The sequence below is a fragment of the Rhizobium phaseoli genome, from assembly GCF_003985125.1.
GTDB lineage: Bacteria > Pseudomonadota > Alphaproteobacteria > Rhizobiales > Rhizobiaceae > Rhizobium > Rhizobium phaseoli.
Window position 1 is genome coordinate 61,999 of record NZ_ML133576.1, and the last position, 14,846, is coordinate 76,844.

At 64.0% G+C, this 14,846-nt stretch carries 14 protein-coding genes; 13 read left to right on the top strand and 1 reads right to left on the bottom strand.

Going from position 1 to position 14,846, the window contains the following annotated elements; translation table 11 throughout:
* Positions 1 to 97: 97 nt before the first annotated feature.
* A complete protein-coding gene (locus EFD56_RS19850; protein WP_016735333.1) occupies positions 98 to 802 on the bottom strand; it encodes a transcriptional regulator NanR in 705 nt (234 codons plus the stop codon).
* Between the two features lie 140 nt (positions 803 to 942).
* Between EFD56_RS19850 and oiaX the strand changes: the two genes are divergently transcribed.
* From oiaX to dhaL, 13 genes are all read left to right on the top strand, one after another.
* Positions 943 to 2,238, top strand: a complete 1,296-nt coding sequence (oiaX, locus tag EFD56_RS19855; RefSeq protein ID WP_245440613.1) for a 3-oxo-isoapionate-4-phosphate decarboxylase OiaX — start codon at positions 943 to 945, stop codon at positions 2,236 to 2,238.
* Between the two features lie 5 nt (positions 2,239 to 2,243).
* Positions 2,244 to 3,578, top strand: coding sequence for a four-carbon acid sugar kinase family protein (locus EFD56_RS19860; protein WP_126906043.1), 1,335 nt, complete (start codon positions 2,244 to 2,246; stop codon positions 3,576 to 3,578).
* A 1-nt stretch (position 3,579) separates the two neighbouring features.
* A complete protein-coding gene (locus EFD56_RS19865) occupies positions 3,580 to 4,383 on the top strand; it encodes a triose-phosphate isomerase (protein WP_126906044.1) in 804 nt (267 codons plus the stop codon).
* A complete protein-coding gene (gene derI, locus EFD56_RS19870; protein WP_126906045.1) occupies positions 4,380 to 4,826 on the top strand; it encodes a D-erythrulose-4-phosphate isomerase in 447 nt (148 codons plus the stop codon). Before EFD56_RS19865 ends, derI begins: the two co-directional genes overlap by 4 nt.
* A gap of 78 nt (positions 4,827 to 4,904) precedes the next feature.
* Positions 4,905 to 5,732, top strand: a complete 828-nt coding sequence (locus EFD56_RS19875; RefSeq protein WP_004678736.1) for a phosphogluconate dehydrogenase C-terminal domain-containing protein — start codon at positions 4,905 to 4,907, stop codon at positions 5,730 to 5,732.
* Positions 5,733 to 5,828: 96 nt separating this feature from the next.
* Entirely contained in the window at positions 5,829 to 6,770 is a 942-nt protein-coding gene (locus tag EFD56_RS19880) for a D-ribose ABC transporter substrate-binding protein (RefSeq protein ID WP_004678737.1), read from the top strand.
* A gap of 73 nt (positions 6,771 to 6,843) precedes the next feature.
* Entirely contained in the window at positions 6,844 to 7,488 is a 645-nt protein-coding gene (locus EFD56_RS19885) for a DUF2291 family protein (protein ID WP_097603183.1), read from the top strand.
* Complete coding sequence (locus EFD56_RS19890; protein WP_126906046.1) at positions 7,485 to 9,035, top strand: sugar ABC transporter ATP-binding protein; 1,551 nt, start codon at positions 7,485 to 7,487, stop codon at positions 9,033 to 9,035. The genes EFD56_RS19885 and EFD56_RS19890 overlap by 4 nt, the downstream gene beginning before the upstream one ends.
* On the top strand, positions 9,032 to 10,093 hold the full coding sequence (locus tag EFD56_RS19895; protein WP_004678742.1) for an ABC transporter permease: 1,062 nt from the start codon (positions 9,032 to 9,034) through the stop codon (positions 10,091 to 10,093). Before EFD56_RS19890 ends, EFD56_RS19895 begins: the two co-directional genes overlap by 4 nt.
* A gap of 1 nt (position 10,094) precedes the next feature.
* Entirely contained in the window at positions 10,095 to 11,129 is a 1,035-nt protein-coding gene (locus EFD56_RS19900; RefSeq protein ID WP_126906047.1) for a Gfo/Idh/MocA family protein, read from the top strand.
* Positions 11,126 to 13,000 (top strand): D-apionate lactonase, encoded by a 1,875-nt coding sequence (gene apnL, locus EFD56_RS19905; RefSeq protein WP_126906048.1) that lies wholly within the window; start codon positions 11,126 to 11,128, stop codon positions 12,998 to 13,000. The genes EFD56_RS19900 and apnL overlap by 4 nt, the downstream gene beginning before the upstream one ends.
* 138 nt (positions 13,001 to 13,138) lie before the next feature.
* On the top strand, positions 13,139 to 14,143 hold the full coding sequence (locus EFD56_RS19910) for a dihydroxyacetone kinase subunit DhaK (protein ID WP_126906049.1): 1,005 nt from the start codon (positions 13,139 to 13,141) through the stop codon (positions 14,141 to 14,143).
* 3 nt (positions 14,144 to 14,146) lie between these two features.
* Positions 14,147 to 14,794, top strand: a complete 648-nt coding sequence (gene dhaL / locus EFD56_RS19915) for a dihydroxyacetone kinase subunit DhaL (RefSeq protein WP_037147114.1) — start codon at positions 14,147 to 14,149, stop codon at positions 14,792 to 14,794.
* Positions 14,795 to 14,846: the final 52 nt, after the last annotated feature.

Here is a 14,846-nt window from a genome sequence, read left to right on the forward strand (position 1 = left end):
GAGCGAATCTCATCTGATGCACCCGCATCATTATGCCGTCGATCGTGCTTAGCGCCGACTATAGCCCACTCGGTTTCGCGATCTTCGAAAGCTTCGATTACTTCGCATAGAGCGCGCGTGAGCGCTCGAGATGCTTGAGGAGCGCCGTTTCCGAGCCGTCGACATCGTTGGCTTCGAGGCGGTCGACGATTTCGTCGTGTTCTGCGAGGGTGAACTTTTCCTTGCCGGTCCAGATCAGCATCTCGGTATGATATTCCTTCAGCCAGGCGAGCATCGCCTCGCTGACGGCGACATAGATCGGGTTTCCGGAGATCTGGGCGATGCGGGTGTGGAATTCCATATCGGCGTCGATGAACTCTTCGGCCCGCCCGAGCGAGGCGCGCTGACGTTCGATGATGTCTCGGAGATCGCTGATATCATTTGCCGAAGCGCGCTGTGCGGCCTCGCGGGCCATGCCGCGCTCGAAGAAGATGCGGGCGCTCTTCAGATGTTCGAGCGAGTCGGCCGATTGCGACAGCATGATCTTGGCGGTGAGATCGACCTGGCGGAAGATCGATTTTGCCGTGAGCCGCAGTACCTTCGCGCGCTCGCCGTGCGAGATGCTGACGAGACCCTTGTTGGCGAGCGATTGCATGGCTTCGCGGATCGCCGGCCGGCCGACGCCGAAGCGCTCCATCAGCACCCGCTCGGAGGGCATTTCATCGCCGGGCTGAAGCTCGCCTGAGGTGATCATTCGCTCGAGTCGATCAAACACTTCGTCGGAGAGTTTCCGGCGGACGATTTGTTCGATGGGCTGGGTCATGAGATCTCGCTGGCTCAAAATGCTTCCTCCTAACAGTTTTCCGCGCCGAGAACAAAGCTTGCGGCTGAAAATTTGCGCCGCCGAAGATTCCGCTTTTCATCAGTTGGAATACTCATTATACCAGATCATGAGTTGACGCCATGACAATCTCCGTGGCGAGAGGAGCAGCCGGCCGTTTCATGATGATAACCCTGACCTACCGCATCGAAACGCCCGGCAGCGTCGAGGCGATGGCGGACAAGATCGCCAGCGACCAGTCGACCGGAACCTTCGTGCCGGTTCCCGGCGAGACTGAGGAGCTGAAATCACGCGTCGCCGCCCGGGTTTTGGCGATCCGCCCGCTCGAGAATGCGCATCATCCGACCTGGCCCGAGGCCGCGCCCGGCATGCTGCTTCACCGCGCCGATGTCGACATCGCCTTCCCGCTGGAGGCGATCGGCACCGATCTCTCCGCCCTGATGACCATCGCGATCGGCGGCGTCTATTCGATCAAGGGCATGACCGGCATCCGCATCGTCGACATGAAGCTGCCCGAAGCTTTCCGGAGCGCCCATCCCGGGCCGCAGTTCGGCATAGCGGGCAGCCGGCACCTCACCGGCGTCGAGGGCCGCCCGATCATCGGCACCATCGTCAAGCCGGCACTGGGGCTGAGGCCGCACGAGACGGCGGAACTCGTCGGCGAATTGATTGGGTCGGGCGTCGACTTCATCAAGGACGACGAGAAGCTGATGAGCCCGGCCTATTCGCCGCTCAAGGAGCGCGTTGCCGCGATCATGCCGCGCATTCTCGATCACGAGCAGAAGACCGGCAAGAAGGTCATGTATGCCTTCGGCATCTCGCATGCCGATCCTGACGAGATGATGCGCAACCACGATATCGTCGCTGCGGCCGGCGGCAATTGCGCCGTCGTCAACATCAATTCGATCGGCTTTGGCGGCATGAGCTTCCTGCGCAAGCGCTCCAGCCTGGTGCTGCATGCGCATCGCAACGGCTGGGATGTGCTGACGCGCGATCCGGGCGCCGGCATGGATTTCAAGGTCTATCAGCAGTTCTGGCGGCTGCTCGGCGTCGATCAGTTCCAGATCAACGGCATCAGGGTCAAATATTGGGAGCCGGACGACAGCTTCGTCTCCTCCTTCAAGGCCGTGAGCACGCCGCTCTTCGATGCCGCCGATTGCCCGCTTCCCGTCGCGGGCTCCGGCCAGTGGGGCGGGCAGGCGCCGGAGACCTACCAGCGCACCGGCCGCACCGTCGATCTTCTCTACCTCTGCGGCGGCGGCATCGTCAGCCATCCCGGCGGCCCAGCGGCCGGTGTGCGCGCCGTGCAGCAGGCCTGGCAGGCGGCGGTCGCCGGCATTCCACTGGAGGTCTATGCCAAGGACCATCCGGAGCTTGCCGCCTCGATTGCCAAGTTCAGCGACGGCAAGGGCGCGTGACGGCGATGGATGAAGTTCTCGTCAGCTATTACGGGGATGATTTCACCGGCTCCACCGATGTCATGGAGGCTTTGGCCTCGAACGGCGTCGAGACCGTGCTCTTCCTAGACATTCCCAAGCCGGAGCTGCTTGCCCGTTTCAGCCATTGCCGCGCCATCGGCATTGCCGGAACGAGCCGCAGCGAGACGCCGGCATGGATGGAGGAGCAGCTTGCCCCGGCCTTTGACTGGCTGAAATCGCTTGGCGCCGCCATCTGCCATTACAAGGTCTGCTCGACCTTCGATTCCAGCCCCGGCATCGGCAATATCGGCAAGGCGATCGAGATCGGCCGCGCGAGTTTCGGGCAATCCATCGTGCCCGTCATCGTCGGCGCGCCGCAATTGAAGCGCTATACCGCTTTCGGCAATCTTTTCGCCGCCTATCAGGGCCGCGTCTTCCGCATCGACCGCCATCCCGTCATGAGCCGCCATCCCGTCACGCCGATGGATGAGGCGGACCTCGCGCTGCACCTGTCGAAGCAGACTTCCCTCCCCGTGCTGCTTGCCGATCTCGTCGCGATCGCCGCGGCGGATGCCGACCGGCGGGTCGACGAGCTGGCGTCGGATCGGGAAGGCATTCTGTTGCTCGATGTCGATTCCGACGCGACACAGGCGGCAGCCGGCCGGCAGATGCTGCGTGTCGCCGCCCGCTCGGGAGGCTTCGTCGCCGGCTCCTCGGGGGTCGAATATGCCCTGCTCAGCGCCTGGCGGCAGGCCGGCGTGATCGGCGGAGGCAGCGCCGATTTTCCTGATATCGGCCCGGTCGAGCGGCTTGCCGTCGTCTCCGGCAGCGTCTCGCCGACAACCGAACGCCAGATCCGCACGGCCGTCGAAAACGGTTTCGAAAGCATCGCACTCGATCCGCTTGCGCTGGTCTCGAATGGCGAGGCTGCGGTGGATGCGGCGGTGCAGGCGGGTAGCCGGACGCTGAAGGAAGGCCGGAGCGTCATCCTTTACACGGCGCTCGGCCCATCCGCCGACCGCGGCGCCGATATCGACCGGCTTCCCGGCGCACGCCACCGGCTGGGCAGCGCCCTCGGCACAATCCTGCGCAGGCTGATCGAGCAGGAAGCACTGCCGCGCGCGGTCGTCGCCGGCGGCGACACGTCGAGCCACGCGCTGCGGCATTTGAAGATCGACGCGCTGACGACGTTGCTGCCGCTGCCCCAGACGCCGGGCTCGCCGCTCTGCCTCGCCCATGGCGACTATGCGCCGACCAATGGCCTGCAGATCGCGCTGAAAGGCGGGCAGGTCGGCACGGATGACTATTTCGCGCAGATCCGCGACGGGAGGAAGAACTGAGATGGTCGTCTGGGTCGGCACCAGCTTCAAGATGAACAAGACGCTTGAGGAAGCGCTCGCCTTCGCGCGCGGCCTCGCCGATGCGGATCTTGAACGCGATCCCCGCGTGCAGCGCTTCGTCATCCCCTCCTTCACGGCGGTGCGCGAGGTCAAGCGCGTGCTTTCCGAGACCTCGGTGAAGGTCGGCGCCCAGAACATGCATTGGGAGGATGCCGGCGCCTGGACCGGCGAAGTTTCGCCGCTGATGCTGAAGGATTGCCGACTCGATCTCGTCGAGCTCGGCCACTCTGAACGGCGCGAACATTTCGGCGAGACCGACGAAACCGTCGGCCTCAAGGTTGCCGCTGGCATCCGCCACGGCCTGACGCCGCTGGTCTGCATCGGCGAGACCCTGCAGGAGCGCAACGAGGGCCGGGCCGACGCCGTGCTACGGCGGCAGGTTGAGGCCGCACTGAGGGGTGTCGACACCGAGGCCGGCGAGGCTTCGATCCTGCTGGCCTACGAGCCGGTCTGGGCGATCGGCGTCAACGGCATTCCGGCGACGGCCGGTTATGCCTCCGAGCGGCACGGCAAGATCGCCGAGGTGGCGAAATCCATTCTCGGCCGCCCGGTGCCGGTCCTTTACGGCGGCAGCGTCAATCCCGGCAATTGCGAGGAACTGATCGGCGAGCCTGATATCGACGGCCTGTTCATCGGCCGCTCCGCCTGGTCCGTCGAAGGCTATCTCGACATTCTCGCCCGCGTCAGCGCGGCGATCGACCGCTCATCTCCACGCCAGACGGCGAGTGAAAGGAAACTGCCATGAAGATCGCAATTGGCGCCGACAGCGCCGGCAAACCGCTCCTGGATGTCATTGCCGCCCATCTCGCCGGCAAGGCGGATCTCGAAGTGCACGATCTCAGCCAATCCGGCTTCTATGCCGATCTCTCCCAGCGCCTGGCGCAGACGATCGTCGACGGCGAGCATGAGCGCGGCATCCTGTTCTGCGGCACCGGCATCGGCGTGTGCATCTCCGCCAACAAGGTGCCGGGCATTCGCGCCGCCCTCACCCACGACACCTATTCGGCCGAACGTGCAGTGAAATCCAACAACGCCCAGATCATCACCATGGGCGCGCGCGTCATCGGGCCGGAACTGGCGAAATCGATCGTCGACGTCTGGCTCGCCTCCGAATTCGATCCCGATGGCCCGTCGGCCGGCAACGTGCAGGCGATCGACCGGCTCGATGCGGAAAAACATGGGCCCTAAGCCCCTAAGTAATGATATGGTGATTGACTCATCATACCAGTATATGCTCCTATCCAGAACTGAAAAGGTGAGGAAAACATGACCAAGATTGCTCTCTTCGGCGCCGGCGGCAAAATGGGATACCGGCTTGCCAAAAATCTCAAAGGCTCGCGCTTCGAAGTGCGTCATGTCGAGGTGAGCGATGCCGGCAAGGCCCGCCTGAAGAACGATCTTGGCCTCGATTGCGTGCCTGTCGATGCCGCGCTCGACGGCGCCGACGTCGTCATCCTCGCCGTGCCGGATACGGCGATCGGCAAGGTCGCGGCCGGCATCGTCGACAAGCTCGCTCCCGGCACCATGGTGGTGGCGCTCGATGCCGCCGCGCCCTTCGCCGGCCATCTGCCGAAGCGCGACGACCTCACCTATTTCGTCACCCATCCCTGCCATCCGCCGATCTTTAACGACGAGACGGATATGCAGGCCAAGAAAGATCATTTCGGCGGCCTTTTCGCCAAGCAGCACATCGTCTCGGCGCTGATGCAGGGTCCCGACAGTGCTTACGCGCTCGGCGAGGAAATCGCCAAGGTCATCTGGGCGCCGGTCATGCGTTCGCACCGGGTGACGGTCGATCAGCTCGCCATGCTCGAACCCGGCCTTTCCGAAACCGTCTGCGCCTCGCTGCTCGTCATCATGCGCCAGGCCATGGACGAATGCGTGGCCCGCGGTGTGCCGGCGGAAGCCGCCCGCGATTTCCTGCTCGGCCACATGAACGTGCTCGGCGCGGTCATCTTCAAGGAAGTCGACGGTGTCTTCTCGGATGCCTGCAACAAGGCGATCGAGTTCGGCATCCCGGCGCTGATGCGCGACGACTGGAAGAAAGTTTTCGAACCGCAGGAGATCGCTGAAAGCATTCGGCGCATCACCTGAACCGGCCCGGGGGAGGCAAGCCTCCCCCTGCTACCGCTCCGGAGACGGGGCACCGCTCCGGGGAGACGGAGCGTCATTCACAACAGGGAGGAAAGAATGAAACTGACACGCAGACTGACACTCGCAGCCTTCGCCAGTGCGCTGGCGCTCGGCACGGCCATGCCGGCCTTCGCGGCCGATCTCATTGCCATCATCACCCCGGCGCACGACAATCCCTTCTTCAAGGCCGAAGCCGTCGGCGCCGAAGCCAAGGCGAAGGAGCTCGGCTACGAGACGCTCGTCATGACCCATGACGACGACGCCAACAAGCAGTCGGAAATGATCGATACGGCGATCGGGCGCGGCGCCAAGGCGATCATTCTCGACAATGCGGGCGCGGACGCTTCCGTCGCCGCCGTCAAGAAGGCCAAGGATGCCGGCATCCCCTCCTTCCTGATCGACCGCGAGATCAACGCGACCGGCGTCGCCGTCGCCCAGATCGTCTCGAACAACTATCAGGGTGCGCAGCTCGGCGCGCAGGAATTCGTCAAGCTGATGGGCGAGAAGGGCAACTATGTCGAGCTGGTCGGCAAGGAGTCCGACACCAATGCCGGCATCCGCTCGCAGGGCTATCACGACGTCATCGACGATTATCCCGAGCTGAAGTCGGTCGCCAAGCAGTCGGCCAACTGGAGCCAGACGGAAGCCTATTCGAAGATGGAAACCATCCTTCAGGCCAATCCGGATATCAAGGGCGTCATCTCAGGCAATGACACCATGGCGATGGGCGCGATCGCAGCCCTGCAGGCCGCCGGCCGCAAGGACGTGATCGTCGTCGGCTTCGACGGCTCCAACGACGTGCGCGACTCCATCAAGTCGGGCGGCATCAAGGCGACGGTGCTGCAGCCCGCCTATGCGCAGGCGCAGCTCGCGGTGGAGCAGGCCGACGCCTACATCAAGAACAAGACGACGCCGAAGGAAGAGAAGCAGCTGATGGACTGCGTTCTCATCAATGCCGACAATGCCGGCAAGCTCGAAACCTTCGCCCTGACGAACTGATCAGCCCCAATTGCGGAGGGTGCAATGTTGCGCCCTCCGCAATGCATTTTGCAAGACGCCGAGGTTCACCCGCATGTTGAGAATGAAGGGCGCATTGCTGGCTGCCGTCGTGGCGGCGGCCCTGCCCGGTTGCAAGATCATCAAGACGCCGACCGCGGAGGAGAAGGCGGCGGCCGCAGCCAAGACCGCTTTCGATCCGAATGCCAAGGTCGAGGCGATCTGGCAGCCTCAGGTCGTGCCCTATTTCGAAAAGCGCGCCGGCGAGCTGAAGGACGTCATGCAGCTCGTTTCAACGAGCCCGGATGCCGCGGGCGAAAAATACGGTAATCCGCGCAAGCAGAGCAGCTCGCCCTGGACCTATGCGGTGAAGATCACCGGCACGGTCGTCGCGGCCGACACGGCCTCGCGCGCGGCGACGCTCGATGTCGACGCCGATGGCGACGGCAAGGCCGATGCGAAGGTGCAGATCGGCCCGGCGCTACGCGGCACAGCACTGCGCGACACGCTCGATTTCGTCAATTTCAACGAGTTCAAGAACCAGATCGAATGGGCGCAGTTCGGCAAGGCGTTCAACGAGAAGGCCAATACCGCCTTCCTCTCCGCCGTCCCGCGCGATGGTCTCAACGGCAAGACGGTGACGGTGATCGGCGCCTTCCCGCTGCCGAGAAGCGGCGAGCTGCCGCTCGTCACACCTTCGGAACTGAAGGTGGGATCATGACGGCGGCAGACGCACATCAGGACGATATCATCCTCCGTCTCGACGACGTGTCGAAGGTCTATTCCGGCATCGTCGCCGTCAAGCGCGCCAATCTGGAGCTGCGCCGCGGCGCGGTGAATGTTCTCGTCGGCGAAAACGGCGCCGGCAAATCGACGCTGATGAAGATTATCGCCGGCGTCGAGCGCCCGACGCTCGGCCGCATCATCCTGGACGGCAAGCCCGTGTCCTTCGACAGCCCGGCCGACGCGCAGGCGAACGGCATCGGCATGATCTTCCAGGAGCTCAATCTCTTCGCCAACATGTCGGTCGCCGAAAACATCTTCACCCGGCGCGAGATCACCCGCGGCCTGCTCGGCATCGATCACAAGGCGCAGGTCGAAAAGGCCAATGAATTTCTGCGGCGCCTCGATGCCGGCATCGAGGCGGACACGATGGTCGAGGACCTGCCGATCGGTCAGCAGCAGCTGGTGGAGATCGCCAAGGCGATGTCGCTTAATGCCCGCATCCTGATCATGGATGAGCCGACCTCGGCGCTGTCGGCGGCCGAAGTCGAAATCCTGTTCAAGGTGATCGCCGAGCTGAAGGCGCAGGGCGTGGCGATCGTCTATATCTCGCACCGGCTGGAAGAGCTGATGCGGATCGGCGACTACATCACCGTGCTGCGCGACGGCCAGATCACCGGCCATGCCACGGTGCGCGATATCGACACGCGCTGGATCGTCCGTTCGATGATCGGCTCGGACGCCAAGGATTTCGCCAAATCCGTCACCCATTCCATCGGCAAGGAAGTCTTCCGCGCCGAAAACATCACACTTCCCCGGCCGACCGGCGGGCTTGCGGTCAACGACGTTTCCCTGTCGGTCAAGGCGGGTGAGATCCTTGGCATCTACGGCCTGATGGGCGCCGGGCGCAGCGAATTCTTTGAATGCGTGATCGGGCGCCATACGCATTCGACCGGCAAGATCTTCATCGACGGCAGGCAAGTGCGCGCCCGCGACACCACGCGGCGCATCCGCCGCGGCCTTGCGCTGATCCCGGAGGACCGGCAGCGCGAGGGGCTGGTGCAGGTGCTCTCCATCGCTTCCAACCTGACGCTCGCGAGCCTGTCGCGCTTCACCCGGCTTTTTCATATCGACAGCGGCGCGGAGAAGAACGCCATTCAGGAGGCGATCCGCGATCTCTCCATCAAGGCGCCGAACCCGGATTTCGAGGTCACCTCCATGTCCGGCGGCAACCAGCAGAAGGTCGTCATCGGCAAGGCGCTGATGACCAATCCGAAGGTGCTGCTGATGGACGAGCCGAGCCGCGGCATCGATGTCGGCGCCAAGGCCGACGTCTTCCGCACCATGCGGCGGCTGGCGGCAAACGGGCTCGCCATCCTGTTTTCGACCTCCGACCTCGAAGAGGTCATGGCGCTATCCGACCGCATCGCGGTCTTGAGCAATGGCCAGCTCGTCGCCGTCTTCGATCGGGACGAAGCGACGGAAGACGCCATTATCGCGGCTTCGGCCAAGGGACACGGACATCAAGGGAAACTCGCGTCATGATGGCGGCTACCTCAACTCTTGCGCCGAAGGGCGCCAACGGCTCTGCGCTTCTGACGCTGATGAAGCTCAGGACCTTCATCGCGCTCTTTGCCGTCATCATCTTCTTTGCGATCTTCGCGCCGAACTTCACCTCGACGGCGAACATGATCCTTATGTCGAAGCATGTGGCGCTGAACGCGTTCCTCGCGATGGGCATGACCTTCGTCATCATCACCGGCGGCATCGACCTTTCGGTCGGCTCGATCGTCGGGCTCTGCGGCATGGTCGCCGGCGGGCTGATCCTCTACGGCATCGAGCTGCCGATCGGCTACACCATCTATTTCAACCTCTTCGAGATCGTGCTGATCACGCTGTCGATCGGCCTTGTCATCGGCCTCATCAACGGCCTCTTGATCACCAAGCTCAACGTCGCGCCCTTCATCGCCACGCTCGGCACGCTCTATATCGCCCGCGGCCTGGCGCTGCTGTCCTCTGATGGCCAGACCTTTCCGAACCTCGTCGGCCGGCCGGAATATGCCACCACCGGTTTCGACTTCTTCGGCGCCGGCCGCATTCTCGGCCTGCCGGTGTCGATCTGGATCCTGATCGTGCTGGCGCTCGCGGCCGCCTATGTCGCGCGTTCGACGCCGATCGGCCGCCACATCTTCGCCGTCGGCGGCAATGAGCGGGCGGCGCGCATGTCCGGCATCCGCGTCGATCTCGTGAAAATCTTCGTCTACATGTTCTCCGGGCTTTGCGCGGCGATCGTCGGCGTTGTCATCTCCTCGGAGCTGATGGCCGCCCATCCGGCGACCGGCGAAAGCTTCGAACTCAATGCGATCGCCGCAGCCGTGCTCGGCGGCACCTCGATGTCGGGCGGCCGCGGCACGATCGGCGGCACGATCATCGGCGCCTTCGTCATCGGCATCCTTTCCGACGGTCTCGTCATGATGGGCGTTTCCTCCTTCTGGCAGATGGTCATCAAGGGCCTCGTCATCATCATCGCCGTGGTCGTCGACCAGGCGCAGCGCCGCCTGCAGCAGCGCGTCACCCTCATGCAGATGGCAAAGGCAGGTTGAGATGGCCGGATTGAAAGGCGCGCTGATCGGCTGTGGCTTCTTTGCGATCAACCAGATGCACGGCTGGAACGATGTCGAAGGTGCGGAGATCGTCGCGATCTGCGACCGCGATCCCGAGCGGCTGAAGCTCGTTGGCGACCAGTTCGGCATCGAGCGGCGCTACAGCGATGCCGAGGCGATGTTTGCCGATGGCGGCTTCGATTTCGTCGATATCGCCACGACAGTCCAAAGCCACCGTGCCCTGGTGGAAATGGCCGCGAGGAATAAGATCCCCGCCATCTGCCAGAAGCCCTTCGCCAGGACGCTTTCGGAGGCGAAGGCGATGGTCGAAGCCTGCCGTGCTGCCGGCGTGGCCTTGATGGTGCACGAGAATTTCCGTTGGCAGACGCCAATCCAGGCGGTGCGCAAGGCGCTCGATGCGGGCGCCATCGGCACGCCCTTCTGGGGCCGCTTCTCCTTCCGCTCGGGCTACGACGTCTTTTCCGGCCAGCCCTATCTCGCCGAAGGCGAGCGCTTTATCATCGAAGATCTCGGCATCCATACGCTCGATATCGCCCGCTATATCCTCGGCGACGTCAGCGCGCTGACCGCCCGCACCAAGCGGGTCAACCCTGGGATTAAGGGCGAGGATGTCGCGACCATCCTGCTCGATCATGAGAATGGCGCGACCTCGGTCGTCGACGTCAGCTACGCCACCAGGCTGTCGAAGGAGCCCTTCCCCGAGACGCTGATCGAGCTCGACGGCTCCGAAGGCACGATCCGCCTCAGCCAGGGCTACGGTCTGGAGATCACCAACGGCAAGGGCACGACCAGGATGGATGTCGCGCCGAAGCTGCTGTCCTGGGCCTCGCGGCCCTGGCACAACATCCAGGAAAGCGTCTATGCGATCGAGCAGCATTGGGTCGACCAGCTCAGGCGCGGCGCAGAGCATTCGACCTCGGGCGCCGACAATCTGAAGACCTTCGCCCTCGTCGAGGCCGCCTATGACAGCGCCGCCCGCGGCCAGACGATCGATGTCCGGGCTCTGCTGCGATGACCGCCGATGCGTTCCAGCTTTACGGCACCCGCACTGCGGAAAGGCCGCCGGTCCGCCTGACGGCGGGAAAGCTGACGGCCGATCTCGCCGACGGCAATCTCCGCACGATCCGCTACGACGGGACCGAGGTGCTGCGGGCGATTTCCTACCTCGTCCGCGACCGGGACTGGGGCACCTACAGCCCTGACATCACCGACCTCAGGATCGAGCAAGGCGAGCATCGTTTCGAGGTCGCCTATCTCGCCCGCTGCCAGGGACCGGACGCGACAACGCTCGTCATCGACGTCCGCATCAGCGGAGATCGCGACCGGCTCGATTTCGAGGCCGAAGCCATCTCGGGGACCGGCTTCGAGACCAATCGCTGCGGCTTCTGCATCCTGCATCCGATCGTCGGCGTCGCCGGTTCGCCGGCGGCGGTCGAACATGTCGACGGCCAGATCACGGCGACGCGTTTTCCCAATGTCATCGAGCCCTGGCAGCCATTCAAGGATATGCGTGCCATCACCCATCAGGTCATGCCTGATGTGAGCGCGGAATGCCGGATGGAGGGCGACACGTTCGAGATGGAAGATCAGCGCAACTGGTCGGACGCCTCCTACAAGACCTATGTCAGGCCGCTCGCTCTGCCCTGGCCTTACCAGATCCCGGCGAACCAGCCCGTCCGGCAGAAGACGTCGCTGATCATCAGCGATATCAGCCGCTCCGTTGCGCCATCAGCCGCGACGCAGAGCAGCGTCATAAGGCTTGAACTCGGTACGCGAACCGGCACCATGCCCGATATCGGCGTGATCGTGACGCCCGAGGAGGCCGAGGCGACGCGCGCGGCCACGTTCCTCCTGTCGGAGATCGCGCCCAAGGAACTGCTCTTCCATTTCGATCCCGATGCCGGGCACGGCCTCGACGCGCTAGAGAACTTCGCCGCGATCGCCGCTCTCCATCGCGGCCGCTCGACGCTGGAGATCGCGCTCCCTTGCAAATCATCGCCGGCAGTCGAGGCACCCGAAATCGCCCGACAGATGCAGCAGGCGGGATTCAAGCCGGACGCGATCCTGATATCGCCTTCCGTCGATCGGCAATCGACGCCACCCGGCAGCAAATGGCCGGACTGCCCTCCTCTCGAGGAGGTCTATGCCGCGGCCCGCGCCGCCTTTCACGGCAACCGCATCGGCGGCGGTATGCTGAGCTATTTCACCGAGCTCAATCGCAAGCCCGTGCCGGCAGGCGAGATCGATTTCGTCAGCCATTGCACCAACCCGATCGTGCATGCGGCCGACGATCTCAGCGTCATGCAGACATTGGAGGCGCTGCCCTTCATCACGCGCTCCGTGCGCGCAATCTACGGCGACAAGCCGTATCGCATCGGCCCGTCGACGATCCCGATGCGGCAGAACCCCTATGGCAGCCGCACGATGGACAATCCGGCCGGCGGGCGCATTCCGATGGCCAACCGCGACCCCCGCCACAATGGCCGCTTCGCCGAGGCCTTCGCGCTCGGCTATGCGATCCGGGTGCTGGATGCCGAGCTCGAATGCCTGACGCTTTCGGCGCTGACCGGTCCTTTCGGCCTGATCGCCGGTCGCGATGAGCCGGTTCAGCAAGGCGGGCGGCGGCCGCTCTTCAACACGGTGCGGACCTTGTCGGCACTTGCGGGCGCCTCCTGGCAGGAATGCATCTCGTCCTCGCCCTCCGAGGTGCTGTCTTTCGTCGCAAGGGATGCCGTTGGCGCCAAGCTCTACGTGGTCAATCTCACAGGCGAAGAGCGAAGAGTGGATGGCGGCGCATTGGACAAAGAGGTGCGGCTTGCGCCGTTCGCGACGGCCGCCTTGCCGCTAGAACAGGATGATTTTAGGCCCGGTTGGCCTAAAATCTGAATCCTGCTCTAAATTAAAGAGTTAGAGCATGATGTCGTCCGAAAACCGCTCACACTTTTCGCCATCATGCTCTAGCGGATTGACCTCTGGCCCGCCCGCCGCATCTATGCAGTCGGAGCTCGTTCTGGGAGGATCGGCGTGAAGACGAAGAAGCTTATCAATGCGGGCGCGGATGCCGTCGATGAGATGCTGCAAGGGGTCCTCGCGGCGCATCCTGAGCACCTCTACGCCGTGGACAGCATGCCGCGCGCCATCATTGCCAGAAGCGGCCCGCGCAAGGGCAAGGTCGGGCTGGTGATCGGCGGCGGCTCCGGGCACGAGCCGACCTTCCTCGGCTATGTCGGCAAGGGGCTTGCCGATGCCGCCGCGATCGGCAATGTCTTCGCCTCGCCGCCGCCCGATCCGATCATGGCCTGCGCCATGGCCGTCGATGGCGGCGTCGGCGTGCTCTTCATGTACGGCAATTATGCCGGCGACGTCATGAACTTCGATATGGCCGCGGAAATGCTGGCGCTCGACGACATCGCGGTGCGCACCGTTCTGACCACCGACGATGTCGCGTCCGCCCCAGCCGATCAGCAGGACAGGCGGCGCGGCGTGGCCGGCAATGTCTTCATCTTCAAAGCGGCCGGCGCTGCCTGCGATCTTCTCTATTCCTTCGACGAGGCCGAGCGCGCCGCGCGCCATGCCAATGCGCGCACCTATACGATGGGCGTGGCGCTCTCGCCCTGCTCGCTGCCGCAGACATTGAAGCCGAACTTCCAGATCGGCGAGGAGGAGATGGAGATCGGCATGGGCATCCACGGCGAGCCTGGCGTGGCGCGCGGGCCGCTGAAGACGGCCGATGTGGTGACCGACGAACTGATGGACAATCTTCTCCGGGAGATGAAGGCCGAGCGCGGCGACCGCGTCGCCGTCCTCGTCAATTCGCTCGGCTCCACGCCGATGATGGAGCTCTACATCATGATGCGGCGCGTCAAGGCGCGGCTCGACGGGGCCGGACTTGTCATCCACACATCGCTCGTCGGCAATTACTGCACCTCGCTCGAAATGGCCGGCGCCTCCATCACGCTCATGCATCTCGACGACGAGCTTCAGCGGCTGATCGACCATCCCTGCGATTGCGCCATGTTCAGGAGGTGATCGATGGCGATCACGACCAAAGACCTGCAGCACCTCTTTGCCATGATCGCTGTAGACATCTTGGCGCAGCGCGACCATCTCTGCGAGCTGGATGGCGCGATCGGCGATGGCGATCACGGTATTGCCATGGACGCCGGCTGTGAGGCGGCGGCCAGGGCGGTCGCCGCGCTCGACGCTACACAGACTCCGCCGACGGCCGTCTTCAACACCGCGGCAAAGGCATTCCTGAATGCGGTCGGCGCGTCTTCCGGCCCGCTGTATGCCACGGCCTTCATGCGCGCCGGAGCTGCAGTCAAAGACAGGCCTGAACTCAGCGATGACGACTTCCTGCGCGCTTTTGCGGCGATGGCTGAGGGTATTCAGGAGCGCGGCAAGGCCAAGCCCGGCGAAAAGACCATGGTCGATGCCTGGAGGCCCGCGGCGGATGCGGCGCTCGATGCCTGGCAGCCGGGGGCCTCGTTTCACCAGTGCTTCGATCTGGCCGAGCGGGCGGCGCGCCGGGGATGCGAAGCGACGAGGGATATGACGGCGGCCAAGGGGCGGGCGTCGCGGCTGGGCGAACGGGTGATCGGCCATATCGACCCCGGCGCGGCGTCGGCCGCGATCGTCATCGCCTCGATCGCGAAATTCGCACAGCATCGTGATGGTTAGCTCATCATACCAGTTGACATGTAAATGATCATCTGCGACAAGGGGCCGGCTT

Excerpts from the sequence above, each read along its gene's own strand:
- EFD56_RS19850 (WP_016735333.1), bottom strand. The coding sequence starts at position 802 with ATGACCCAGCCCATCGAACAAATCGTCCGCCGGAAACTCTCCGACGAA.
- oiaX (WP_245440613.1), top strand. The coding sequence starts at position 943 with ATGACAATCTCCGTGGCGAGAGGAGCAGCCGGCCGTTTCATGATGATA.
- EFD56_RS19860 (WP_126906043.1), top strand. The coding sequence starts at position 2,244 with ATGGATGAAGTTCTCGTCAGCTATTACGGGGATGATTTCACCGGCTCC.
- EFD56_RS19865 (WP_126906044.1), top strand. The coding sequence starts at position 3,580 with ATGGTCGTCTGGGTCGGCACCAGCTTCAAGATGAACAAGACGCTTGAG.
- derI (WP_126906045.1), top strand. The coding sequence starts at position 4,380 with ATGAAGATCGCAATTGGCGCCGACAGCGCCGGCAAACCGCTCCTGGAT.
- EFD56_RS19875 (WP_004678736.1), top strand. The coding sequence starts at position 4,905 with ATGACCAAGATTGCTCTCTTCGGCGCCGGCGGCAAAATGGGATACCGG.
- EFD56_RS19880 (WP_004678737.1), top strand. The coding sequence starts at position 5,829 with ATGAAACTGACACGCAGACTGACACTCGCAGCCTTCGCCAGTGCGCTG.
- EFD56_RS19885 (WP_097603183.1), top strand. The coding sequence starts at position 6,844 with ATGTTGAGAATGAAGGGCGCATTGCTGGCTGCCGTCGTGGCGGCGGCC.
- EFD56_RS19890 (WP_126906046.1), top strand. The coding sequence starts at position 7,485 with ATGACGGCGGCAGACGCACATCAGGACGATATCATCCTCCGTCTCGAC.
- EFD56_RS19895 (WP_004678742.1), top strand. The coding sequence starts at position 9,032 with ATGATGGCGGCTACCTCAACTCTTGCGCCGAAGGGCGCCAACGGCTCT.
- EFD56_RS19900 (WP_126906047.1), top strand. The coding sequence starts at position 10,095 with ATGGCCGGATTGAAAGGCGCGCTGATCGGCTGTGGCTTCTTTGCGATC.
- apnL (WP_126906048.1), top strand. The coding sequence starts at position 11,126 with ATGACCGCCGATGCGTTCCAGCTTTACGGCACCCGCACTGCGGAAAGG.
- dhaL (WP_037147114.1), top strand. The coding sequence starts at position 14,147 with ATGGCGATCACGACCAAAGACCTGCAGCACCTCTTTGCCATGATCGCT.